The 23,016-nt window shown below is 54.5% G+C and carries 18 protein-coding genes, 1 tRNA gene and 1 pseudogene; 12 read left to right on the top strand and 8 right to left on the bottom strand.

Annotated features, from left to right (window positions below):
- The first annotated feature begins 706 nt into the window (after window positions 1-706).
- Window positions 707-4,741, top strand: a complete 4,035-nt coding sequence (locus tag JFT87_RS27400; protein WP_446739744.1) for a Pls/PosA family non-ribosomal peptide synthetase — start codon at window positions 707-709, stop codon at window positions 4,739-4,741.
- Window positions 4,734-5,267, top strand: coding sequence for a 4'-phosphopantetheinyl transferase family protein (locus JFT87_RS27395; protein WP_201206479.1), 534 nt, complete (start codon window positions 4,734-4,736; stop codon window positions 5,265-5,267). Before JFT87_RS27400 ends, JFT87_RS27395 begins: the two co-directional genes overlap by 8 nt.
- A 12-nt stretch (window positions 5,268-5,279) precedes the next feature.
- Here the strand turns inward: JFT87_RS27395 and JFT87_RS27390 are convergent, their stop codons facing one another.
- Window positions 5,280-5,552 (bottom strand): hypothetical protein, encoded by a 273-nt coding sequence (locus JFT87_RS27390; protein ID WP_242487350.1) that lies wholly within the window; start codon window positions 5,550-5,552, stop codon window positions 5,280-5,282.
- 265 nt (window positions 5,553-5,817) lie between these two features.
- Window positions 5,818-6,858 carry a DMT family transporter gene (locus JFT87_RS27385; RefSeq protein WP_274610105.1) on the bottom strand — a complete coding sequence of 347 codons (1,041 nt, stop codon included), beginning with the start codon at window positions 6,856-6,858 and terminating at the stop codon, window positions 5,818-5,820.
- 904 nt (window positions 6,859-7,762) lie between these two features.
- Between JFT87_RS27385 and JFT87_RS27380 the strand changes: the two genes are divergently transcribed.
- The 4 genes from JFT87_RS27380 (at window position 7,763) to JFT87_RS27365 (ending at window position 13,493) form a co-directional block, all read left to right on the top strand.
- The gene (locus JFT87_RS27380; RefSeq protein WP_201206477.1) at window positions 7,763-8,773 is read left to right on the top strand and encodes an AAA family ATPase; all 1,011 of its coding nucleotides are present in this window, start codon (window positions 7,763-7,765) and stop codon (window positions 8,771-8,773) included.
- Between the two features lie 369 nt (window positions 8,774-9,142).
- Entirely contained in the window at window positions 9,143-11,335 is a 2,193-nt protein-coding gene (locus JFT87_RS27375; protein ID WP_201206475.1) for a S8 family peptidase, read from the top strand.
- A 501-nt stretch (window positions 11,336-11,836) separates the two neighbouring features.
- On the top strand, window positions 11,837-12,832 hold the full coding sequence (locus JFT87_RS27370) for an AAA family ATPase (protein ID WP_201206473.1): 996 nt from the start codon (window positions 11,837-11,839) through the stop codon (window positions 12,830-12,832).
- Window positions 12,825-13,493 (top strand): HNH endonuclease, encoded by a 669-nt coding sequence (locus tag JFT87_RS27365; protein ID WP_242487349.1) that lies wholly within the window; start codon window positions 12,825-12,827, stop codon window positions 13,491-13,493. Before JFT87_RS27370 ends, JFT87_RS27365 begins: the two co-directional genes overlap by 8 nt.
- Window positions 13,494-13,623: 130 nt before the next feature.
- On the opposite strand, the gene JFT87_RS27360 is transcribed toward JFT87_RS27365, so the two are convergent.
- The 6 genes and pseudogenes from JFT87_RS27360 to JFT87_RS27335 all read right to left on the bottom strand — a co-directional run bounded on the left by JFT87_RS27360 (window position 13,624) and on the right by JFT87_RS27335 (window position 16,756).
- A complete protein-coding gene (locus tag JFT87_RS27360) occupies window positions 13,624-13,989 on the bottom strand; it encodes a histone-like nucleoid-structuring protein, MvaT/MvaU family (protein ID WP_201206471.1) in 366 nt (121 codons plus the stop codon).
- A gap of 65 nt (window positions 13,990-14,054) precedes the next feature.
- Window positions 14,055-14,243 carry a hypothetical protein gene (locus tag JFT87_RS27355; protein WP_201206469.1) on the bottom strand — a complete coding sequence of 63 codons (189 nt, stop codon included), beginning with the start codon at window positions 14,241-14,243 and terminating at the stop codon, window positions 14,055-14,057.
- A gap of 64 nt (window positions 14,244-14,307) precedes the next feature.
- Window positions 14,308-15,288 (bottom strand): chromosome segregation protein SMC, encoded by a 981-nt coding sequence (locus JFT87_RS27350; protein ID WP_242487348.1) that lies wholly within the window; start codon window positions 15,286-15,288, stop codon window positions 14,308-14,310.
- A gap of 91 nt (window positions 15,289-15,379) precedes the next feature.
- Window positions 15,380-16,141 (bottom strand): annotated as a pseudogene (locus tag JFT87_RS28570) (DUF927 domain-containing protein); the annotation flags it as partial.
- Window positions 16,102-16,500 carry an Arm DNA-binding domain-containing protein gene (locus JFT87_RS27340; RefSeq protein WP_446739743.1) on the bottom strand — a complete coding sequence of 133 codons (399 nt, stop codon included), beginning with the start codon at window positions 16,498-16,500 and terminating at the stop codon, window positions 16,102-16,104. The gene JFT87_RS27340 and the pseudogene JFT87_RS28570, both read right to left, overlap by 40 nt.
- Before the next feature lie 171 nt (window positions 16,501-16,671).
- Window positions 16,672-16,756, bottom strand: a tRNA-Leu gene (locus JFT87_RS27335).
- A gap of 107 nt (window positions 16,757-16,863) precedes the next feature.
- Between JFT87_RS27335 and queA the strand changes: the two genes are divergently transcribed.
- From queA to JFT87_RS27305, 6 genes are all read left to right on the top strand, one after another.
- The gene (gene queA, locus JFT87_RS27330) at window positions 16,864-17,928 is read left to right on the top strand and encodes a tRNA preQ1(34) S-adenosylmethionine ribosyltransferase-isomerase QueA (RefSeq protein WP_201206467.1); all 1,065 of its coding nucleotides are present in this window, start codon (window positions 16,864-16,866) and stop codon (window positions 17,926-17,928) included.
- 5 nt (window positions 17,929-17,933) lie between these two features.
- On the top strand, window positions 17,934-19,049 hold the full coding sequence (gene tgt, locus JFT87_RS27325; RefSeq protein WP_201206781.1) for a tRNA guanosine(34) transglycosylase Tgt: 1,116 nt from the start codon (window positions 17,934-17,936) through the stop codon (window positions 19,047-19,049).
- 43 nt (window positions 19,050-19,092) lie between these two features.
- Window positions 19,093-19,431, top strand: a complete 339-nt coding sequence (gene yajC, locus JFT87_RS27320) for a preprotein translocase subunit YajC (RefSeq protein ID WP_201193698.1) — start codon at window positions 19,093-19,095, stop codon at window positions 19,429-19,431.
- Between the two features lie 63 nt (window positions 19,432-19,494).
- A complete protein-coding gene (secD, locus tag JFT87_RS27315; protein ID WP_201206465.1) occupies window positions 19,495-21,363 on the top strand; it encodes a protein translocase subunit SecD in 1,869 nt (622 codons plus the stop codon).
- 9 nt (window positions 21,364-21,372) lie between these two features.
- Window positions 21,373-22,287 carry a protein translocase subunit SecF gene (gene secF / locus JFT87_RS27310; protein WP_201206463.1) on the top strand — a complete coding sequence of 305 codons (915 nt, stop codon included), beginning with the start codon at window positions 21,373-21,375 and terminating at the stop codon, window positions 22,285-22,287.
- Window positions 22,288-22,408: 121 nt separating this feature from the next.
- On the top strand, window positions 22,409-22,957 hold the full coding sequence (locus JFT87_RS27305; RefSeq protein WP_201206461.1) for a glycine zipper 2TM domain-containing protein: 549 nt from the start codon (window positions 22,409-22,411) through the stop codon (window positions 22,955-22,957).
- Window positions 22,958-23,016 lie beyond the last annotated feature (59 nt).

Below are 23,016 nucleotides of genomic sequence, written 5' to 3'. Positions count from 1 at the left end.
CGCTGAAGGGGTAAATACCGGTCGCTGCATTTTCGAATGCTGGCGCCCCTGACGACGCTCAGAAACGCCTGCATCTGCTCTGCATCGAGCTCCATATTGGTGGCTCTAATTAAGTATTTTTAATGGCAACTGAAACATACTTAATTCTGCTTCACTTAAAAACCTGTCTGATCAATCATTCGTCTGGTCAACATTGAGCCACGAAAATTAATTAACCAGCCAGAGATTACAAAACTTGATAGCGGATTGAGTGCAGCGAGATCAAGTGGCGTTATGTTGCGGGCTAACCAGAATCTCCTGTTGCCAAATGGGGGCGCAACTTGCCAACCCCAGGCACGAATATGTCATATACGAATCAAATAAAGTTTCTGATATATGACTGCGTCTATGCACGAACCGCAAAATATCTTTGCCGCTAGTTTGAATGGGGCAAGTTCTACCTCCTGGCTTTGCTGCTGCAACATAAAGTCGTCCAAGACGTACTTGAATAAAAGATGCAGATATACCTCATGCAAGATGCCTGAACCTCGCAACGTTTAGCTGTGGGAACGGGCCGTTCCGAAGATCGCGACATAGTGAGCGTCGATAAATGCTGACTTTTTGACTTTGCGAGCCAGCATGCTCCAACAAACACTTAATTAACTCAGGGCCACTCGGCTTTTACTTTTTTAAACACAGCGAAAACCACTTCATGAATAACTTAACAATGCTTGAGCCTTCTAAGACGGAGCGATTGGAGGACGTTCTGTACGGTCCGATTCAACCTGAACTGCTACGCGAGGAAGTGTTGGCCGACTTGCTTGAAGCCAGCGCCCGTCGGCATCCTGAGCAGATTGCTCTAATCTTCGGTGAGCGCCGGCTTACTTATCGGGAACTCGACCATCAAGCCGCTCAGGTGGCATCAAAACTGATTCGGGACGGCGTTCAGCCAGGGCAGATCGTTGGTCTGTGGCTGCCACGCGGGATCGAGTTGCTGGTGATGCAGGCAGGCATCGCCAAGGCCGGTGCGGCATGGTTGCCGCTGGATCAGGATACGCCGGTGGAACGCCTGCAAGTCTGCATGGAAGACGCCAGCGCCGTGGGTGTGGTGTGTTGCGATGAACTGGCGCCAGCACTGGCCGAAACCGGCCTGACGCTGTGGACCGCCGAAACCCTGCTGACGCCATGCGACTCGCCACAGCTGCGACGCTGCGGTGCGCTGCCAGACCACGCCGCCTACGTGATCTACACCTCGGGCTCGACCGGCAAACCCAAGGGTATCCTGATTTCCCAACGCAGCATTTGCCACTTCCTGCGCAGCGAGAACGCGATCCTCGGCATCCGCGCCAGCGACCGGATCTACCAGGGTTTTTCGGTGGCGTTCGACATGTCGTTCGAGGAAATCTGGATCGCCTATCTGGTCGGCGCCACGCTGTGGATCGGCCCCAAAGAAGCCAGCGGCGACCCGGAAGTCCTGCCGCGCCTGCTCAACGAGCAACGCATCAGCGTGCTCCATGCCGTGCCGACCCTGCTGGCGCTGTTCAGTGAAGACGTGCCGGGCTTGCGTCTGATCAACCTCGGCGGCGAAATGTGCCCCGAGTCGCTGGTCGAGCGCTGGAGCAAACCCGGGCGGCAAATCTTCAACACCTACGGCCCGACTGAAGCCACCGTGTCGGCGAGCCTCGCGCGGCTGACGCCCGGTCATCCGGTGACCATCGGCACGCCCCTGCCTAACTACGGTTTGCTGGTGATTGCCAATGAGGACGAGGTCGGTGACGGTCGAGCGCCGACTCTGCTGCCACGCGGTGAAACCGGGGAGTTATGCATCATTGGCCCCGGTTTGGCTGATGGCTATCTGGGCCGCCCGGACCTGACTGCGGAAAAATTCCTGCACAACCCTTGGGCCAGCGGTTACCACGATGCGCGTCTCTACCGCACTGGCGACCTGGCGCGGATCGACGTCGATGGCCAAGTTCAATGCCTCGGCCGTGCGGATGATCAGGTGAAGATTCGCGGCTTCCGCGTTGAGCTGGGCGAGATCGAAGCCCTGCTCGCGCAGCAACCCGGCGTCGGCACCGTGGCGGTTTTACTGCGCAACGAGGATGGCCTCGATCAACTGATCGCCTATCTGGTGTGCGACGACGCCACGCCCGCCACGTTTACCTGCCAGTTACGCAAAGCCCTGCAAGCCAAACTGCCGTCGTACATGGTGCCCGGCCGCTTTGAATTGCTCGACAGCATGCCGCGCCTGACCTCCGGCAAAATCGACCGCAAAGCCCTCAAGGCACGTCCGCTCAGCACCGATACCGGCGGCGCCGATGTAGAATCCGATGCCGCGGAAAACGAGGGTGAAACCGTGTTGTTCGCCGCGCTGGCGCAGCTGTTCCCGGGCCAGCCGATTCGCCGTGACGCCGACTTTTTCAGCGACCTCGGCGGCCACTCGTTCTTCGCCGCACGCCTGGCCTCGGCGTTGCGCGCCGACCCGCGTTTTGCCCACATCACCGTGCGAGACATCTACCAACAGCGGCGTATCGGCGCCATCGCCGCCGTGTTGGCGCAAACCCCGGAAGCGGCAGAAGCGCCGGTGCAATGGACCCCGTCGTCGGCCTGGCGGCGCTGGCGCTGTGGCGTGGCGCAAGCGGTGGCGCTGCCGGTGATGGTCGGCCTGCGTATGACCCAATGGCTGGCGCCATTCTTCACCTATCACTTCCTTACCGGCGCACCCGGCGATTCGATAGCGCTCGCGACCCTCGCTTCCATCGCAGTTTTCCTACTCGCCACCGTGCTGCAATTCGGCATCGCTCTGGCCGGTAAATGGTTGATCGGAGGACGCCTGAAACCCGGCACCTACCCGCTGTGGGGCCTGACGTATTTCCGCTGGTGGGCGGCCGACCGCATGGTCGAGTCGGCACCGGTTTACCTGCTGAGTGGCTCGTCGCTTTACCCGTTGTGGTTGCGTGCCCTTGGCGCCAAAGTCGGCCAGGACGTGATCATCGGCGGTGTCGGTCTTCGTGCCCCGGATCTGTTGGAAATAGGCCATGGCGTCAGCATCGGCAACGGCGTCAGCTTCGAAAACGCCCGCGTCGAGCGCGGCCAGTTGCACCTCGGGCGCGTTGCCCTGCAAGGCAATGCCTGCATCGGTTCCTACGTGATCATGGAAGGCAACACCAGCGTCGGTCACTTCGGTCATCTCGAAGGCCAATCGGCGCTGGCGGACGGTCACCACGTACCGGCCGGGCGTATCTGGCAAGGCTCGCCGGCCCGCGACATCGGCAGCTTCGACATTCAGGATCAGGCACCGCGCCCGGCCGTGACGGCCACGCGATTATTCGCTGAGCGCGTGTTCTTTGTCTTCGGCATCCTGTTGATCGCCACACTGTTTTTCCTTCCGGTGTTCCCGACCTTCTTCCTGCTTGACTGGTTTGACGAACAGCAAATTCTGCCAGCGCTGCAAGGCGACAGCGTGTTCCTGCAACTGGCGCGTTACTTCGCCCTCGCGCTGCCGGCCAGCGCCGTGTTGATCGTCGCCACCGCACTGGCGTCCGCTGCGCTGCGCTGGATTGCTTTACCCCGGCTCAAGCCCGGCAACTACCCGGTGCACAGCAACACCTACTGCGCCAAGTGGCTGGTCAGCCATATCCAGGAGGCGAGCCTCAACGTCCTGTCCGGCATTTACGCCACGGTGTACGCGCCGTTCTGGTATCGCCTGCTGGGCGCCAAGGTCGGGCGCGACGCCGAGATATCCACCGCTCAGGGCGTGATCCCGGACATGCTGACCCTCGGTGATGAAACCTTCATCGCTGACGCCGTGATGCTCGGCGACGAGCGCATCGATGGCGGCTGGATGAGCCTGCAACCGACCGTCATCTCTAACCGCAGTTTTGTCGGTAACGGCAGCTACATCCCGGACGGCACCGTGCTGCCCGAGAACGTACTGATCGGCGTGCACTCCGCCGCGCCGGACAACGTCGCATTGTCCAACGGCGACACCTGGCTTGGCTCGCCGCCAATCAACCTGCCGGCCCGCGAGCAAGTCAGTGGCTACCCGGAATCCCTGACCTTCCGTCCTTCGCCGCTACGGCGCCTGACCCGTGGCCTGATCGAAGCATTCCGCATCGTCACCCCGCATGCGGCCGTGATCGCCGTCGGCTATACGGTCATGCTCGACCTGATGCCACTGGCCGCCGAAGAACGCTGGGGCGCGGTGCTCGGTTACCTCGGGCTGATCGGCCTGGCTTACGGCGTCGGCAACTTCCTGTTCGTGGTCGCGCTGAAATGGCTGATCATAGGCCGCTACCGCAAACGCGCCGACCCGATGTGGACGCGGTTCGTGTGGCTGTCCGAAGGCATCACCAGCCTCTACGAAGGCATGGCCGCGCCGAACTTCCTCCGCTACCTGCGCGGCACCCCGTGGCTGCCACTGGCATTCAACATGCTCGGCTGCAAAATCGCCCGCGGCGTGTACATGGACACCACCGACATCACCGAATTTGACTGCGTGACCATCGGTGCCGACAGCGAACTCAACGCCGGCGCCTGCCCGCAAACTCACCTGTTCGAAGACCGCGTGATGAAAATTGACCAGGTCACCATCGGCGAACGCGTCTACATGGGCCCGCGCAGTTCGGTGCTGTACAGCGCCGTGGTCGGCAACGACGCGCACCTCGGCCCACTGACTCTGGTCATGAAAGGCGAACATATCCCCGCCACTAGTCGTTGGGCCGGCTGCCCCGCCGCGCCGGGTCGTGCACAAAATGCTTGAACGGTTGGCAGACGGTGTTTGGCTGATCAGCACCCGTCATCCTCCCGGTACACGACGCGAAGACGCCCGCCAGCGGATTCGTGACCATGTGCGGGAGGTGTTGGGGAAGGAACTCGGGTTGCCGGCGCAGGCGATCAGCGTGGTTAGCCAGCCAGGGTCTGCACCTCGGTTGTTGCTGGGCAAAATGCGCGAACCGGGGTTTTCGATCAGCCATGACAACGGTATGTCGGTCGCAGCGATCAATTTGCATGGCAAGGTCGGCATTGATCTGATGCACGTTCAGGAAGTTCCAGACTGGCAAGCGGTAGCGCTGGATTTTCTGGGTCCGAGAATTACTACGCTGTTGCAGCGCATACCCGAAGATCAGCGGCCGAAGGCTTTTGCTACCGCATGGTGCCAACAGGAAGCTCGGTTGAAATGCCATGGGTACAAACTGGTTGAATGGGCTTGGGCACCAGTGATGTCGGAGCGGACGATTGAGTTAAATCTCCCTTACCCACTGGTTGGCGCAATAGCCACTGTTTAATCGAAAGCATCTTCAATATGGCTTCCCCAGTGATTTTTTGCTGAAGCAAACTCGTTCTTTGTCGAGTTGGGAGAGGATTTTGTTGAGAGTGGAGGGTACGACACCCTTTTTCTCTTTTGCCTTCAGCCAGGCATCAGCGGCAACTCGGAAGGTTCGAGTCTTGGCCGCATCGATAGCAGCTTTCGCGGATCGCTGTTCAAAGGGGGAGGGCACCTTTGATTCCTGCCTCAATCCCGCAAGTGTGGTGTCAGGGAGAGGGCGGCGCTGGATGTCTGCGCGCTTCATCCTTGTGTCCAAAGTTCGGGATTTTTCTCAGGATGCAAGCAGGGATACAGCGGATAAGGGGATACAACGTTAAACAGACAGGCACAAAAAAACCGGCCAAGTGGCCGGTTTCTTTGGGTCTGAGAGTCTGGTAGAGACTTTCAGATACTGCTATATGGTGCCCCGAGGGGGACTTGCTTGTTCCATATTCTATATGGCTTCCAAGGCATTTTGGAAGTTAGGGATACATGTAGGGATACACGCTTCTCTGTGCTAGGGCTCCCCCTCAGTGTTTGTGCCTGTGATGAATATCCGGAAAGTGTGGATGGCTGTGTTGGATCGGCGCATGTTCATGAGCATGGCTATGTGCTCCTGTCCCACTCCACTCAAACGAATGTTCGTGCTGATGGTGCTCGTCGTGAACGTGGCGATGCTCATGCGTCTGAGGATCGTGTTGATGTTCGTGTGAATGACTCTCGGTGAGGTGTATCCAGACTCCAATCCCCATTAGGCCCGCAGCAACCCAAAACACCCATGACACGGCTTCGCCTAGAAACAGGATTGAAATAGCTGCTCCCAAGAATGGAGCAGTAGAGAAATACGCTCCGGTCCGTGCTGTTCCAAGTCCCCGCAACGCCAGCACGAAAAGCACCAGGCTTACGCCGTATCCTAAGAAGCCTACGAGTAGCGTTGGCCCGAGTAGAGACAATTCAGGGAGATGCATTCCAAGAGCAATTCCCAAGGTGCAGTTGACGACCCCGGCGACCAATCCCTTGATGCCTGCAATGAACAATGCATCTGAGGCTGAAACCTTCCGAGTAAGATTGTTATCAATGGCCCAACAAAGACATGCTACGGCAACGGCGACCGGGCCAATCCACCCATGAATCTCTGCTGAGGTTTGAGGCCAGCCCAACAATACGCCCCCTGCAACTATTGCGATCATTCCAACGACGATCCGCCTATCTGCGTTCTCCTTGAAAACCATCCATGCAAGAAGGGCAGTCAACACAGCTTCAAGGTTCAGCAGCAGCGAAGCAGTGGTGCCAGATGTCAGGGAAAGGCCGAACATCAAAGACACAGGCCCCAACACTCCACCGAATGCAATAGCTCCGAGGAGCCATGGCCACTCTGACTTAGTTAAGCCGGAAGGCTGCCAGCCGCGATCACGGATCAGTCTAGTAACCGTCAAGCCTAAGCCGCTTCCCAGGTACAGCAAGCCGGCGAGCAACACGGGGGAGACGTTAAGTCCCAGAACCTTGGCGAGAGGTGTGCTGGCACCAAAGAGTGCAGCAGCGGCCAAGGCGTAGAAAATACTTTTGGTCATCATCCAATCCGTAGCAATGGCGTTGATGGGAAACACGATACTCGCCGCTAGCGGATAGCGCATTGAATCGCAGTGGCTGAGACGAAAAACTGCCGGGGCCCCTGAGGAATACCTAAGCATACGGGGTCGGAAACCCGCGGGACTGTCTTAGTGGAAGCATTTCAAAGTTACTGAAATTTCAGGGATTGAAATCGAAAAAATATGATTGAAAAGCGCTATTTTTACTGTCTGGGTAACGATAGCTTCGCATGTTGATGATTATGGTCACCAGCGCCGTCAACGGAGTCAACCTGTTAAACCACCGCGACAGAGTCAGCCACTAACAAGATCGCGCAGGTTATGTGCCCCTGCCATGTCAGAGATGCATAGGTCCCCTCGACCTATCAGCAGCTTTGTGCATTTGCACTAATGAATTGTTAACCCGGTTCAGCTGTTCCCTAAGCTGGGCATCTGCCCGCTAACAAAGCCCGGGGGCCGATCCACTATGGGATAACGACAGCACAGCCCCTCTTTGCAGAAGCAATTCTCTAGGTCGAGCTGTGTTCGCGCTGGAGGCGTCGACACTCATGGGGGTGAAAAATGGAGGTTACTGGTGTTACCTGAGTTACAAGTTGCGGTAACTATATGAATAACAAGGGTTTCTATTGCGTAACACTCCATGCGGGGTTTCGGTTTTTGCGTGTTACTGAGTACGCTGGTGTTACAACCGAACCAAGAAATTCGATGGGGCGATATCAGTGATCGGCTACCGCAAAATTTCATCGAAAGCCCAAGCCGGACGGTTGATTTATCAGTTTTACGATGGATAGAAATTCAGATGGCCGTGGGTAGGCCGGATTGGCTCAATCGACTAGAATGAATTGACGTTAAGCAGTAGCCCACCCACCGCAGGGAAGACACTCCGATGGCTACGGCCCAACAAATTATCGCCCTCCTCAGCAGCCACAACCAAGGCGACGAAGAACAGTTCCTCTCGATCGCCTTGCAGGTCGCCGCTGCGGAAGCTCGACAGGGGCGGCGCGAGGTTGCGGACGAGCTGAAAACGTTGGTTGAAGCTGCTCGAAAGAGAAAGCAAATTAAACCGCTTCAACAGCGTGTGAGCGATCAGGTAGCCATTCCCATCTCAAAGCCTAGGGGAGAGCTAGAGAATCTACTGTCTGTGACATATCCAAAATCTCAAATGCAAGATTTGATATTGGACGATGCTAAGCGTACGCAACTCAATAGGCTTATCCATCAGCAACGACAGCGCGATAAACTTCGTAGTCATGGGTTATCTCCGAGCTCGCGAATATTGTTAGTAGGGCCGCCTGGGTCGGGGAAAACTTTGACTGCCTCTATCTTGGCGGGTGAGCTGAAATTGCCGTTGTTCACAATTCGATTGGAAACGGTGATTACTCGTTATATGGGAGAAACAGCGTCGAAGCTACGTCTGATTTTTGACCAAATAGCGTCGGTGCGGGCGGTTTATTTGTTTGATGAGTTTGATGCGATTGGCGGTCGACGGAATGCTGATAATGACGTTGGAGAAATGCGGAGAGTTCTAAACTCTTTTTTACAGTTTTTAGAAGAGTCTAATAGTACCGATAGTTTGGTAGTGGCGACGACGAACCACGCGGAGTTATTAGACAGAGCGCTGTTTCGACGGTTTGACGAGATTGTCGAGTACTCCTTGCCTGATTCAAAAGGTATCAAGGCAGTACTTGAAGTATTTATGCATGCATATTTGCCTAAGAGGATGCCGTGGGCAAAAGTAACTTCGGTTGCTGATGGGCTAAGTCAAGCAGAAATAAGCCGAGCTTCCTCTGAAGTTGTGAAAGACTTAATTCTTCACGATTCTAAGCAAGCGTCGATTGAGCAGATCATTAACGCGCTTCAACAACGTCACGCGCTGAAGGATACTTGTCAGTATTGAATCAGAGCTTACTGATCTAGCGAACTCAGCCTTGGATTTACGGAAAACTCCAACATGGCATCCTACGACTTCCCGCACTTCAGATTCGAAAAATTCAAGACAGGCCATGCTTACCAACGGCCTGTAAAGGATATGAGTTCCTCATCGTCTGGCAGAGAGGACGATCACGGCAGTCGGCTCCGAGAAGGATATGATCTTGCTGTCCGTGCATTTGCTGGTCAGAACGGGTATTTCAGTACCGATATCAGCGAGGGCACACGAGCCCTGTATTTGGAGGTGTCGTTAGAAGAGGGCGCTGCTCCCCCAGATTTAAACTGGAAGTCTCAGAATATCCGAATGTCAGCATTGAGAGTCCAGGATAACGGAGCCATGATTGGAGCATTGTATGTTCCAGAGAACTCGATTGGATACCTCGATCGTAAGCTTATGGAATATGCAGAGGAAAAGACTCCTTCAGGCAAAGCTAAAAACGATACTAAGTTTTCGGCCGTGAATAGCTTCGTTTTGGGGGATATTCAGACACTATGGACAGATTCACGTCCATTTCCAAATGGTCTTTCCCAACATCTATGGTGGGAGTGCTGGTGCGTATCGTCGAAAGTAGGGCAGGTATCTCGCATCGTTCATACGCTTAGACTTAGAGTGAATGAAAATTCACTCAGCTTTCCAGATACCGAAGTTTTATTGATATATGCCAATACTCTTGAGATGACAATTCTCGTAGGAAATGCTGACGGAGTCGAAGAGCTTCGAAGAGCTAATGACAATCCCTACTTCTTCACGCGACTGACCTCTCGTGAAAAATACGACTGGATTTCGGATTTATCAAGTCGCGTTAAATCACCCGTTGAAGATAGCCCCGCCATATGTATTTTGGATAACGGAATAAATCATGCGCACCCGTTACTTCAGCCTGCTCTTTCATCTGGTGATTGCCAAGCTGTAAATGAAAGTTGGGGAAGGGATGATCACCACGGGCATGGAACAAATATGGCTGGTGCGGCGCTTTATGGCGATATGACATATTCGCTTGCGGACCAGCGATGCATAGATCTACAAGCCAGATTGGAGTCGGTGAAATTTCTGCCTCCCAGCGGTTGGATAAGAAATGATCCGTCTAGCTACGGATTTATCACTCAGTCTGCTGTCAGCTTAGCTGAGACGAACGCGCCCTTGCGCAATAGAGTTTTTTGCATGGCTGTTTCGAATGAAGATGTCTCAGGTATGAGACCTACAACCTGGAGCTCTTCAATTGACCAAATATGTTCTGGTTCGATGGTGGGTGACTTCGATGAGTTAGGCGGGCTTGGACCTCGGCGCTTATTCATTCTTTCAGCGGGCAATATACCTGACTCCTCAAGTCCTGAAGATATATCGGACCTTTATGACTTTCCAATTGAAGACCCCGCTCAAGCATGGAATGCGATAGCTGTGGGAGGGTTCACTGACAAAGTAGAATTTCAAAATCAACCGGGATATGAGGGATGGCAAGCAGTCGCAGGTGTCGGAGACCACAGTCCATATAGTCGTGCATCAATAGATTGGGAGCATGCCCGCAGTCCTATCAAGCCAGAGGTAGTGTTCGAAGCTGGAAACAAAGCTATCAGCCCTGATGGGACGCAAATAGTTTCTGGAGTCCCAGCGCTTTCCATTCTAACCACCGGTAAAGATTTTACTAGAAACCCGATTGAAGAGTTTTGGGCTACAAGTTCAGCGACGGCTCAAGCTGCAGGCCTAGCCGCCGCAATTATGGCCGCGCACCCAGACCTTTGGCCAGAGACAGTGAGGGCTCTAATTATCCATAGTGCTCAGTGGACCCCGGCGATGCTGGCGAGACTTAAAGGAAAAGGGAAAAAAGAGTGTGTGATGCTTGCTAGGCATTTTGGCTATGGAGTGCCGCAATTGAAGCGTGCTTTGGCGTCAGCACAAAACGATCTAGCATTGATATCAGAGTCTTTTATACAGCCATTCATCAAGCGGGTCGATGAACATGGGCGCGAGCACGGTGAGCCACACTTTAATGAGGTGCATTATTACGACCTTCCCTGGCCTAAATCGGAATTGGAGCGCCTCGAAAATCGCGAGGTTCAATTAAAGATTACACTTTCATATTTTGTTGAGCCTAGTCCAGGTGAGATGGCACAAGTGGTCCCCGCCCGTTATCAATCCTTCGGTCTACGTTTCGATCTTAAGAGAAGGTCGGAAACTGAGGCCGCGTTCAGACATCGTATAAACAAGCTCGAATCTCTAGAGCTTAAGCCCCCGCCTCCGGAGACGGATAATAACTGGACGTTCGGCTCGAAGCATGTTGTGGCTGGCTCTGTGCATAGTGATGTATGGACTGGGCCGGCAATAAATTTGGCTGCGAGAGATAAAATTGCCATTTCGCCAGTTGCTGGTTGGTGGAGATATAGGCCTCATCTGGGCAGGTGTAATAGTAGCGCTCGATATAGTTTGGTTGTTTCCATATCTTCCGATGGTGACGATGTTAAGTTGTATTCAGAAATAGCTAATTTGATTTCCGCTGAAATTACTCCTGATGTCTCTATTGAAGTTTATTGATATTGAGATGGTTGTCTGGGGAGGGTTTATGTGGCGGGTGAAAGTTTAATGCTGTTAGTGTGATATCTGATATTATTGCTCATCATGCTACGTTTTCATTTTTAAAAAAATACTAAGTTAAAGAGGTTCTCAATAGTGATTCGGAAATTTGAATGCAAGGAGGGTGTGTTTGAGTTTGTCCGGCCCTTTTCTCGTGGAGAGAACCAGAATACATTTACCGTTATCGTTGGAAAGAATGGCACGGGCAAAAGCCGCCTGCTCCGCTCAGTTGTTTCTAATTTATTGCCCGATCTGATTGACACTGGGTCGCTAACGCGAGAGGAAGTTTCAAGTCTAAGGAGAACTGGCTTCCTAGAATTCGATGCGCTTCCTTCAAAGGTTATATGTGTTTCGACGAGTCCGTTTGACAGATTTCCTTTGCTGCGTAGAGATTCTTACTGTAGCCAATATAGCTATCTCGGTCTTCGTGGGTTATCGACGATGAGCCTAGGGATGGGCTATATGTCAAAGATAATTTTTACATTGATTGGTGCCGCATCAAACAGCGCTGTACAGGCTAATGCAATCGTTTCTGTTCTAGAGTATCTCGGCTATCAGAACAGAATGAACGTGATTTTGAAGTATCCTTCCAGAAATTTTGTGGAGGAGCTAATTGATTCTTCAGATCCGGTGAGAACTATTGAGAATAAGTTAAACCAGCCAAAATTCTTTCCTACAGACTCCAATATTGCGCTGCGTCAGTTGCAAAATAAGCCCCGCGATGAGCTGGATTGTCTGATACATATATTGGGTAGGATGTATAAGCTATCGAAGCGATCTCCTAAGATAGAGTTACGTATTACAAGCGAAGGGGTGGATTTTGAAGGCGATCTTCTTGGAGAGCCAAATGACCTTGCAGTATTGGCAAGTTCGGGTTTGCTGCAGCTCAAAGAAGTCATGTTTTACAAGAGCGGTTTTTCTTCTCCCATTAAGTTCCATGAGGCTAGCTCAGGGGAGCAATCTGTAGTAATGGCATTGCTCGGTATCGGTAGCCAGATATGTGACGATGCAGTAATTTGTATCGATGAGCCCGAAATCTGTTTGCATCCGGAGTGGCAAGAGAAATATATAGAGCTGCTTTTTTATACTTTTAATCATTATCGTGGTTGCCATTTCATTATTGCTACGCACTCACCCCAGATAGTCGCGCAGTTGCCGGACGGTAATTGCTTTATCATGTCTATGGAAAGTGGTCTCGCTCAAGATGCTGAGCTGTATGCTCATCGTTCAATTGATTTTCAGCTGGCTGAGGTCTTTAAGGCCCCGGGTTTCAGGAACGAGTACTTGAGTCGTCTCGCTTTGAATATATTTGCTCGTGTTTCTAGGTCTAAAGTGTTTGATGAGCAAAGTAGTTTCGAATTTGAAAGATTGAAGAAGATGCAAGGTGAATTGAGACCGGAAGATCCCCTGGTAGATCTTATCAAAGCGCTAGATGGGATGGCCATAAAATATGGCTGATATAACTGTGCCTGATATAACTGTGCCTGTCATTTTTCCGCTCGAAATGCAGACTTTGATACAGACCAAGTTGAAGGATCCAGAATTTTCGCATGCTAATTGGGGGGATGCCGATCTCGAGGATGTGCGTTGTCATATTCGTAATCATTACCGGGATGTGCAAAAAGGCGTTTGCTACTACTGCAGAGGTGTGGTTTCGCTTAAGTCGGCATTGAATTGTCACGTTGAGCATATAGCCCCAAAATCACTTTACCGAGAGTTTATGTTCGAGCCTAAAAATCTGTGCGTCATATGTGCAGATTGCAACGAAATAAAACGTGAGCAAGAGGTGATGTCGGAGGTCCCTGACACAGTTAAGAGTGGCAAGGCTCGACGCCAATATCCTCGCTCCGAGAAAGCCTTCAGGATTGTTCAACCGCATTTTCATGCCTACCATAAGCACATAGATGTATTTGAAGGCTTTTACGTTGATTTGACTGATGAAGGGCATTTCACTATTGGTGCTTGTCGTTTGAATCGGAGAATAAGGCGGTTTGGGTGGGAGAAGGAGTATGAAGATGCGGAAGTTGCAGCTACTGCAGAGAGGTATCTGTCTACGCAGGACCCGCTTGCTAGATATAAAGTGCTGCGTGAATTGAAAAAGAAATTGATTAGAGTTTGATGTAATGAGTGTCCTGCTATGGTGGCGATTCTGATATTTTTCAGGCGAAATCTTAATCAAAAAAATTAGCAGGTGTAGGAAAGAATGGGTATTGAAAAAAGGCCTCATTAGAGGCCTTTTTTCATCGAAGTTATTTGGCCAACCAGCTTTCCACTTCGTCGGCACCGTGCTTGGTTTTCCACTCTTTCAACGTTTTGTGATTGCCGCCTTTGGTTTGAACCATTTCGCCGGTGTGCGGGTTCTTGTATGTCTTAAGCTCGCGAGGCTTTCGACTGCCGGCCGTTTGAAGAAGTGACTGGCGACGCGAGCTGCCCTCCGGATCAAGCACACTGATGATGTGCTTGAGGCTGAAGCTGTAATGATCGAGCAGCTCGCGTAGCTTGGTTTCGAACTCTATCTCTTTCTTCAGAGCAGCATCGCCCTTCAGTGCTTCCAAGGCCTGGAGCTGTTCAGCTAAGTGTTTTTCAAGCTGGCGGTATTCGGCAAGTTTGGACATTAGGTCTTCCTGATAGGTGCGTTGTGATATGTATCTGAATAGGATGAAAGGTGACAAGTTCAGCGTTACGACCGGCCTTTCAATTTATTTTCCACGTAGCTCATTTCATTCTTGATCAAATCGATTGTGAGTACCTGGACCTTTGTGGTCTTTCCGATTTTGATATCGAGAATTTTTAGCAACGCGGTCAGGTGCTCCTTACGCGCTTTCAAGGTTTCGCTCCAGCTCGCGCTGCTTTGGATATGGTTGATCATGTCTTCGTCCCGATGGAGTTAAAAGCAGCCCGCATCCGCAGGCTGTTTCCGATGGCTCAGTGCGTTACAGCGAAAGGATGTCTTCAACGGTGAACTTGTATGAACGGTCAGCGAGTTCACGGCTACCCCACGTGTCGAAGCCTTCACCTTCTTTAGGCAGCACCAATCTTCTAAGACTGAGTTGATCGTCACCTAGCAAACGTTGGGTTGCCCACAGCTTGGCGCCCATATCCATCAGTGTTTGAGCTTTTTCGTTCCACTGCTCTTCCAATACCTTTTCAGCCAGCAATAATGCGGTTTTCTGGATGGCCAAGTGTTCCTTTTGCGCCTCGGCGATGTGCTGGTCGACGATGGCAAGCTCCTGCTCCAGCGCGACAATGATGAGGTGTTGCCGACGATTGTGCTCTATGGCAGCCCCAAGGTTTTTCGCAGCCTTTTGCGCGTCTGTATTGGCGTTCTTTTCGCCCTCAGTGTCGCCCCAAGCTACTGCCTGTGCGTAGGCGGTGGCTGCATCGGTTTCGGCTTGCCGGGCCTTGGCCAGGTCTTCTACTGCTTGTTGCTGAATCTGATTCAAACGGGTGCTGAGGCTATCTCGTTTTTCGTTGAGCTCTAGCTCGTCGGCTTTCCAGTTCGCCATCGCTTCGGTGTAACCGGCCATCAAGGTTTCGTGATTGAGCAGTTGCTCGCGTCGAGTGATCTGAGTGTCTAAAATCCAGGCATGGTGCTTATTGGAGTCGTAGGGAAGTTTCAGCGTGTTGTACTCACTGCGGACTTCACGCAGACGATCTGCGTCTAATTCTTCGTCGCCCTCCAGTAATGCTTCCAACGGTGCAATCCCGGCGTATTGTTCTTCAGCCGCCCTCAGGTATTTATCACGGCGGGTGGTCAGTTGGTCGATCTCATCGATCAACCGTTGCTTCTTCTCGCAGTTAGCGGCCGCGTGAGTGCTATCCGAATTCGGCAGTGAAAGTAAGATGGTCTCGCTGCACCCCAGTTCGCTGGCCGGCAGTTCATGTTGTTCGGTAGAAGCTTGGAATTCTTTCATCTGTCTTATTCCTTCAAATTAGGTTTGGGTTGAATGAGCGGCTGGCGAGGCCGGGAATAAGCCGGCGCTACCTCGATCAGCAGACGTGCCCTCAGGCAGCGCGAGCCTCGCTCTCATCCGTTCCCGGAATCGTCTTTACGATGTAGCAGCGCTGCGGCCCCAGACCGGGCAACCGGACCAAGCTCGATGCCTTGCCGTCGCTGGCCGGTTCCAGCACTTCGCGCTGCAGCAGTTCCTTGTTCACGGCGTTGATGTTCATGCCCCGGAAGATCTCGGAGCGCCACGCTTCGGGCAGCACGTAATAGGTGTTGGTGGTGTGCATGGTGTCCCCCATGCCGTGCTCCAGCGTCTTGCGAAAGCCGAGACGGTCGATGGTGCGCAGGCCGTGCTCGTCGACCTTCGCTGCCGCCGATTCCCTGCGGGTGAAGCAGCTTTAGCCAAATCGTTCTATGACTTGCCGCAGCCGCGCCAAGATCGCATCGCCCTCGAAGTTACCGGCGCCGCCGCGCTCGTTGAGCCAAGCGTTCAAGCAAACGCGAGCGGCAGTAGTGGCGGTTCCGTCCGGCCAGCCGGTGATGCCCATTACGGTGGCCAGCTCGCCCGCTGCGGCGGCGAGGCCGAAGCGAGCAGCGGCACGGTGTGCCTGTGCAGGGAGCAACTTGGCAATAAAGCCTTCCAGCGTGCGGCGCAGGATCGCTGCCCAGCCGTGATGCTTGCCTGGCCCGCACAGGGCGGCGAGGAACGCGGTGATCGGTGTGCCGTAGTAGTCCGCCACGCTAGCTTTGAGCGCGTCGGACAGTGCCGCCGCGTCTTCTAAACCGTTGAGAGTGTCGAACATGCCGGTGTCTTTGCTTTTGCCTTCATCCAGGCATCAGCGGCAGATCGAAAGGTTTGGGTCTTGACCGCATCGATAGCAGCTTTCGCGGATTGCTTTTGTGCAAGGGGGTCGGCACCGCTACTCACTACTTTGCGTAGATCGGCAGCTTTGTCCCGTGCCAACGCACCACTTACTTCCGGGTCCCCCCCGAGCCCCATCCAAGCCCGACTGCCCGCCGGACGTCTGTAGCGTAGCTGCCAGGATTTACCACCATCAGGTTTAACCTGGAAGTAGAGGCCGTTTCCGTCCAGCTTCCTATATTCCTTTGATTTCTGCCTCAATCCCGCAAGTGTGGTGTCAGGGAGAGGACGGCGCTTGATATGTGCGCACTTCATCCTTGTGTCCAAAGTTCGGGGTTTTCTCAGGATACAAGCAGCGATACAGCGGATAAGGGGATACAGCGGATAAGGGGATACAACGTTAAACAGACAGGCACAAAAAAACCGGCCAAGTGGCCGGTTTCTTTGGGTCTGAGAGTCTGGTAGAGACTTTCAGATACTGCTATATGGTGCCCCGAGGGAGACTCGAACTCCCACTTCTTGCGAAAACGGATTTTGAATCCGCCGCGTCTACCAATTCCGCCATCAGGGCTTAATGGCCGCGGAGTATAGAGATGAGATTACCGTTGGTCAATCAGGTACATAGAGAATTTTCACTATTTCGGCTAGACTCCCGGCCCCTGCTAGACGAACTCCATCATGCGCGTTGCTGACTTTACTTTCGAACTCCCTGATTCGCTGATCGCTCGCCACCCTTTGGCCGAGCGTCGCAACAGTCGCCTGTTGACCCTGGATGGGGTCAGCGGCGCCCTGGCACACCGTCAATTCACTGATTTGCTCGAGCATTTGCGTCCGGGCGATTTGATGGTGTTCAACAATACCCGGGTGATTCCGGCGCGGCTGTTTGGCCAGAAGGCTTCCGGCGGCAAGCTGGAAATTCTGGTGGAGCGAGTGCTCGACAGTCATCGCGTGCTGGCCCATGTGCGGTCCAGCAAGTCGCCCAAGCCCGGTACGAAGATCCTGATCGACGGCGGCGGCGAGGCAGAAATGCTGGCGCGGCACGATACGTTGTTCGAGTTGGGCTTCACCGAAGAGGTGTTGCCGCTGCTTGATCGTGTCGGGCACATGCCGCTGCCTCCTTATATAGATCGCCCGGACGAAGGTTCGGACCGCGAGCGTTATCAGACCGTGTACGCCGAGCGCCTCGGCGCAGTGGCGGCGCCGACGGCGGGGCTGCATTTCGATCAGCCGTTGCTGGATGCGATTGCCGCCAAGGGCGTCGAGACGGCGTTCGTGACCTTGCACGTCGGTGCGGGGACGTTCCAGCCTGTGCGCGTTGAGAAGCTTGAAGACCACCACATGCATAGCGAATGGCTGGAAGTCGGCCAGGACGTGGTGGATGCCGTCGCTGCCTGCCGTGCTCGCGGTGGTCGGGTGGTGGCGGTGGGGACCACCAGCGTGCGTTCCCTGGAAAGCGCCGCCCGCGATGGCGTGCTCAAGCCGTTCAGTGGCGACACTGACATCTTTATCTACCCGGGCCGGCCGTTTCATGTGGTCGATGCTCTGGTCACCAACTTCCATTTGCCTGAATCCACGCTGTTGATGCTGGTTTCGGCGTTCGCCGGTTATCCCGAAGCCATGGCTGCCTATAAAGCAGCGGTGGAGCATGGTTACCGCTTTTTCAGCTACGGTGATGCGATGTTTATCACCCGTAATCCTGCGCCGACTGCCCCTAAAGAATCGGGCCCTGAGGAAACTGTATGAGTCGTATGTCGTTTGAACTGCTGGCCACTGACGGCAAGGCTCGTCGCGGTCGTTTGACCTTCCCGCGCGGTACCGTCGAGACCCCGGCTTTCATGCCGGTGGGCACGTATGGCACCGTGAAGGGCATGTTGCCGCGGGATATCACCGCCACCGGCGCGGAAATCATTCTGGGCAACACCTTCCACTTGTGGCTGCGTCCTGGCACCGAAGTGATCAAGAAGCACGGCGACCTGCACGATTTCATGCAGTGGAAAGGCCCGATTCTTACAGACTCCGGCGGTTTTCAGGTGTTCAGCCTGGGCGCGATGCGCAAGATCAAGGAGGAGGGCGTGACCTTCGCCTCTCCGGTTGATGGCGCCAAAGTGTTCATGGGCCCGGAAGAGTCGATGCAGGTCCAGCGTGACCTGGGCTCTGACATCGTGATGATTTTCGACGAATGCACCCCGTACCCGGCTGACGAAGACGTTGCCCGTGTGTCCATGGAGCTCTCGCTGCGCTGGGCCCAGCGTTCGAAAAACGCCCATGGCGACAACACGGCGGCGCTGTTCGGCATCGTTCAGGGCGGCATGCACCAGGACCTGCGCATGCGCTCCCTGGAAGGCCTCGACAAGATCGGCTTTGATGGCCTGGCCATTGGCGGCCTGTCGGTGGGCGAGCCCAAGCACGAAATGATCAAGGTGCTGGATTACCTGCCGGGCATGATGCCGGCTGACAAACCTCGTTACCTTATGGGCGTTGGCAAACCGGAAGATCTGGTTGAGGGTGTGCGCCGCGGTGTGGACATGTTCGATTGCGTGATGCCAACCCGTAATGCCCGCAATGGGCATCTGTTCATTGATACAGGCGTGCTGAAGATCCGTAACGCGTTCCATCGCCATGATGATACGCCGCTGGATCCGACCTGCGATTGCTACACCTGCCAGAACTTCTCCCGTGCTTATCTGCACCATCTGGACAAGTGCGGCGAAATGCTGGGTAGCATGTTGAATACCATCCACAATTTGCGCCATTACCAGGTGCTTATGGCTGGTTTGCGCGAGGCTATTCAACAGGGTACATTGGCCGCCTTTGTCGATGCCTTCTACGCCAAACGCGGGCTACCTGTTCCGCCTTTGGACTGAGTTTTCTGACCCCAAGATTCAACATTTGCAACTGGAGTGCTAAATGAGCTTTTTTATCTCTAATGCCATGGCCGATGGTGCTGCACCCGCAGCTGCAGGCCCAATGGGCGGCGGCTTTGAGTGGATTTTCCTGGTCGGCTTCCTGGTCATCTTCTACCTGATGATCTGGCGTCCACAGGCCAAGCGCGCCAAAGAGCAGAAGAACCTGCTGGGTAGCCTGCAAAAAGGCGACGAAGTTGTGACCACCGGTGGTATCGCCGGCAAGATCACTAAAGTGGCTGATGATTTCGTGGTTCTGGAAGTTTCCGACACCGTGGAAATGAAGTTCCAGAAAGGCGCCATCGCCGCCACGCTGCCAAAAGGCACGCTCAAAGCGATCTAAGTTCCAACTTCTACTCAATCGACGGGGCGCGCAAGGCGCCCCGCGTCATAAGCGGGCGGCGTGATGCTGAACAAATACCCTCTGTGGAAATACATTCTGATCCTGGCGGTGCTGGCGGTCGGTCTGATTTATTCCGCTCCCAATCTTTATCCTGATGACCCGGCCATTCAGGTCAGCGGTGCAAGTACTGCACTGTTGGTCAATCAGGCTGATCTGGACCGTGTGAGCACTGCGCTCAAAGAGTCCGGGATCAACGTCAAGGCAGCCACGCTGTCGGCGAACGGCAAGGGCGGCCTGATCCGTCTGACCAAGGCTGAAGACCAGCTGCCGGCCAAAGACGTAGTGCGCAAGGCATTGGGTGATGACTACGTCGTTGCACTGAACCTGGCACAAACCACCCCGCAATGGCTGCGCAGCCTCGGTGCGCACCCGATGAAGCTGGGTCTGGACTTGTCCGGTGGTGTGCACTTCCTGCTGGAAGTGGACATGGACAAAGCCCTCGACGCCCGCCTGAAAGTCTACGAAGGCGACGTCAAGAGCCTGTTGCGTAAAGAGAAACTGCGCTATCGCAGCCTGCCGCAACTCAATGGTGCCATTCAGCTGGGCTTCACTGATGAAGCAACCCGCGAACAGGCCCGTGCGCTGGTCCGCAAGAGCTTCAACGATTTCGACATTGTTCCGGCTGACCTCAATGGTCAACCGGTGCTGCGTCTGGCGATGACCCCGGCCAAGCTGGCGGAAATCCGTGAATACTCCATCAAGCAGAACTTGACCACGGTACGTAACCGCGTCAACGAACTGGGTGTTGCCGAACCGATTGTTCAGCGTCAGGGTGCCAACCGCATCGTGGTTGAGCTGCCGGGCGTGCAGGACACCGCAGAAGCCAAGCGTATCCTCGGCAAGACGGCCAACCTCGAGTTTCGTCTGGCTGCTGAGCCAGGTGCTTCGAAAGCCACTTCCGAAACCTTCGAGTTCCGTGAAGGCAAGCGTCCGCCGGCACAGATCGAGCGTGGCCTGATCATCACCGGTGACCAGGTAACTGACGCCAAGGCTGGCTTCGGCGAGCACGGCACGCCAGAAGTGAACATCCGTCTGGATGGTCATGGTGGCGAGCTGATGAGTCGTGCGACTCGCAGCAACGTCGGTCGCAGCATGGCGGTGATCTTCATCGAACAGCGTCCTGTCACCACCTACACCAAGCAATTGGTTGATGGTGTCGAGAAAGACGTCGCGGTTCAAACGTTCAAAGAAGAGAAGAAGATCATCAGCCTGGCGACCATCCAGTCGCCACTGGGTGCTCAGTTCCGTATTACTGGCCTGAACGGTCAGGGCGAGTCGTCCGAACTGGCGCTGCTGTTGCGTGCCGGTGGTCTGGCTGCACCAATGTACTTCGCTGAAGAGCGCACCATTGGCCCGAGCCTGGGTGCTGACAACATCACCAAGGGTATCGATGCATCGCTGTGGGGCATGCTGTTTGTCTCGCTGTTCATCATCGCCATCTACCGTTTCTTCGGCATCATCGCCACCGTCGCTCTGGGCGTGAACATGGTGCTGCTGCTGGCCTTGATGTCGCTGCTGGGTGCAACGCTGACCCTGCCGGGTATCGCCGGTATCGTGCTGACCATGGGTATGGCGGTCGACGCCAACGTACTGATTTTCTCGCGTATTCGTGAAGAGATCGCGGCAGGCATGACGGTACAACGGGCAATCAACGAAGGCTTCGGCCGGGCATTCACCGCGATTCTCGACGCCAACCTGACAACATTGTTGGTCGGCGGGATTCTCTTTGCGATGGGCACCGGTCCCGTCAAAGGCTTCGCAGTGACCATGTCCCTCGGGATCTTTACCTCGATGTTCACGGCCATCATGGTGACCCGCGCGATGGTCAACCTGATCTTCGGCGGTCGGGACTTCAAGAAGTTGTGGATTTAAGGGGCTGCCATGTTACGTACAATCAACTTCATGGGCGTTCGCAACTTCGCGTTCGGCGTCACATTGTTCCTTACGGCGCTGGCCATTTTCAGCGTCGTCCACAAGGGCATGAACTGGGGGCTGGATTTCACCGGTGGTACGCTCATTGAGCTGACCTACGAGCATCCAGCCGATGTCACCAAGGTGCGTGAGCAACTGACTTCGGCGGGTTACCACGAAGCCATCGTTCAGAGCTTTGGTGCGACCACCGATCTACTCGTGCGTATGCCGGGTGAAGACCCGCAACTGGGTCACCAGGTGGCCGATGCCTTGAAAAAGGTCGGCGGCGATAACCCGGCCGAGGTCAAGCGTGTCGAGTTCGTCGGCCCGCAGGTAGGTGAAGAGCTGCGCGACCAGGGCGGCCTCGGCATGCTGATGGCGCTGGGCGGCATCCTGATCTACCTGGCTTTCCGCTTTCAGTGGAAGTTCGCGGTCGGCGCCATTGTTTCGCTGATCCACGACGTGATCGTGACCGTCGGTATCCTGTCGTTCTTCCAGATCACCTTCGATTTGACGGTCCTGGCGGCGGTGCTGGCGATTATCGGGTACTCGCTCAACGACACCATCGTGGTATTCGACCGGGTTCGTGAGAACTTCCGGGTGCTGCGCAAGGCGAGCCTGATCGAGAACATCAACATCTCGACCACGCAAACCCTGCTGCGGACCATGGCGACGTCGATCTCCACCTTGCTGGCGATCTCGGCGCTGTTGTTCTTCGGTGGCGACAACCTGTTCGGCTTCTCCATTGCCCTGTTCATCGGTGTTCTGGCAGGTACCTACTCGTCGATCTACATCGCGAACGTGGTGCTGATCTGGCTGAACCTGAACAGCGAGGATTTGATTCCTCCTGCGGCTACCGAAAAGGAAATCGACGACCGTCCATAACGGCCATCGTTTTTCCAGCTATTAGCCAAAAAAGGCGCGAGTTGAACTCGCGCCTTTTTTTATGCTCCAAGGCTGGGAGAAGCGCGGGCAATGACCCGCATGTGATGGTCAGGAGGTTCATGTGAACAAGTCGTTACTGGTTGGTGCGGTATTGGGTGCTGTCGGTGTGACTGCCGGGGGTGCTGTTGCCACCTACAGCCTGGTAAAAAGCGGCCCTGAGTATGCGCAAGTTCTGGCGGTTGAGCCGGTCAAGACACAGATCAAGACTCCACGTGAAGTGTGCAAGGACGTTGCAGTGACTCGGCAAGCGCCAGTCAAGGATCAGCATCAGATCATGGGCACAGTGCTCGGTGCGGTCGGTGGTGGTCTGTTGGGCAATATGGTTGGTGGCGGTAATGGCAAGAAGCTTGCCACCGTTGCGGGCGCTGTTGGCGGCGGATATGCCGGTAACAAGGTTCAGGAAGGCATGCAGAACCGTGATACCTACACCACGACGCAAACTCGGTGTAATACGGTGAACGACATCAGCGACAAGGTTGTCGGCTACGACGTCCGTTACTCGCTGGACGGCAAGGAAGGCAAAGTGCGGATGGATCGCGATCCGGGTAACCAGATTCCGGTCGATAAAGAAGGCAAGCTGGTTTTGTCGCAGAACGAACCGGGCCAGTAACAGGTCGATCGTTTGGAAAAAAGCACCCTGCGGGGTGCTTTTTGTGCCTGCAAAAAACC

This window comes from Pseudomonas sp. TH15, assembly GCF_016651105.1.
GTDB lineage: Bacteria > Pseudomonadota > Gammaproteobacteria > Pseudomonadales > Pseudomonadaceae > Aquipseudomonas.
The sequence above is the reverse complement of the archived record's forward strand: the minus strand, read 5'-3'. Positions and strand labels throughout refer to the sequence as shown.

Coding starts and splice junctions, on each gene's coding strand:
- JFT87_RS27400 (WP_446739744.1), top strand. CDS start 707: ATGCTTGAGCCTTCTAAGACGGAGCGATTGGAGGACGTTCTGTACGGT.
- JFT87_RS27395 (WP_201206479.1), top strand. CDS start 4,734: ATGCTTGAACGGTTGGCAGACGGTGTTTGGCTGATCAGCACCCGTCAT.
- JFT87_RS27390 (WP_242487350.1), bottom strand. CDS start 5,552: ATGAAGCGCGCAGACATCCAGCGCCGCCCTCTCCCTGACACCACACTT.
- JFT87_RS27385 (WP_274610105.1), bottom strand. CDS start 6,858: ATGACCAAAAGTATTTTCTACGCCTTGGCCGCTGCTGCACTCTTTGGT.
- JFT87_RS27380 (WP_201206477.1), top strand. CDS start 7,763: ATGGCTACGGCCCAACAAATTATCGCCCTCCTCAGCAGCCACAACCAA.
- JFT87_RS27375 (WP_201206475.1), top strand. CDS start 9,143: ATGATTGGAGCATTGTATGTTCCAGAGAACTCGATTGGATACCTCGAT.
- JFT87_RS27370 (WP_201206473.1), top strand. CDS start 11,837: ATGTCAAAGATAATTTTTACATTGATTGGTGCCGCATCAAACAGCGCT.
- JFT87_RS27365 (WP_242487349.1), top strand. CDS start 12,825: ATGGCTGATATAACTGTGCCTGATATAACTGTGCCTGTCATTTTTCCG.
- JFT87_RS27360 (WP_201206471.1), bottom strand. CDS start 13,989: ATGTCCAAACTTGCCGAATACCGCCAGCTTGAAAAACACTTAGCTGAA.
- JFT87_RS27355 (WP_201206469.1), bottom strand. CDS start 14,243: ATGATCAACCATATCCAAAGCAGCGCGAGCTGGAGCGAAACCTTGAAA.
- JFT87_RS27350 (WP_242487348.1), bottom strand. CDS start 15,288: ATGAAAGAATTCCAAGCTTCTACCGAACAACATGAACTGCCGGCCAGC.
- JFT87_RS27340 (WP_446739743.1), bottom strand. CDS start 16,500: ATGAAGTGCGCACATATCAAGCGCCGTCCTCTCCCTGACACCACACTT.
- queA (WP_201206467.1), top strand. CDS start 16,864: ATGCGCGTTGCTGACTTTACTTTCGAACTCCCTGATTCGCTGATCGCT.
- tgt (WP_201206781.1), top strand. CDS start 17,934: ATGTCGTTTGAACTGCTGGCCACTGACGGCAAGGCTCGTCGCGGTCGT.
- yajC (WP_201193698.1), top strand. CDS start 19,093: ATGAGCTTTTTTATCTCTAATGCCATGGCCGATGGTGCTGCACCCGCA.
- secD (WP_201206465.1), top strand. CDS start 19,495: ATGCTGAACAAATACCCTCTGTGGAAATACATTCTGATCCTGGCGGTG.
- secF (WP_201206463.1), top strand. CDS start 21,373: ATGTTACGTACAATCAACTTCATGGGCGTTCGCAACTTCGCGTTCGGC.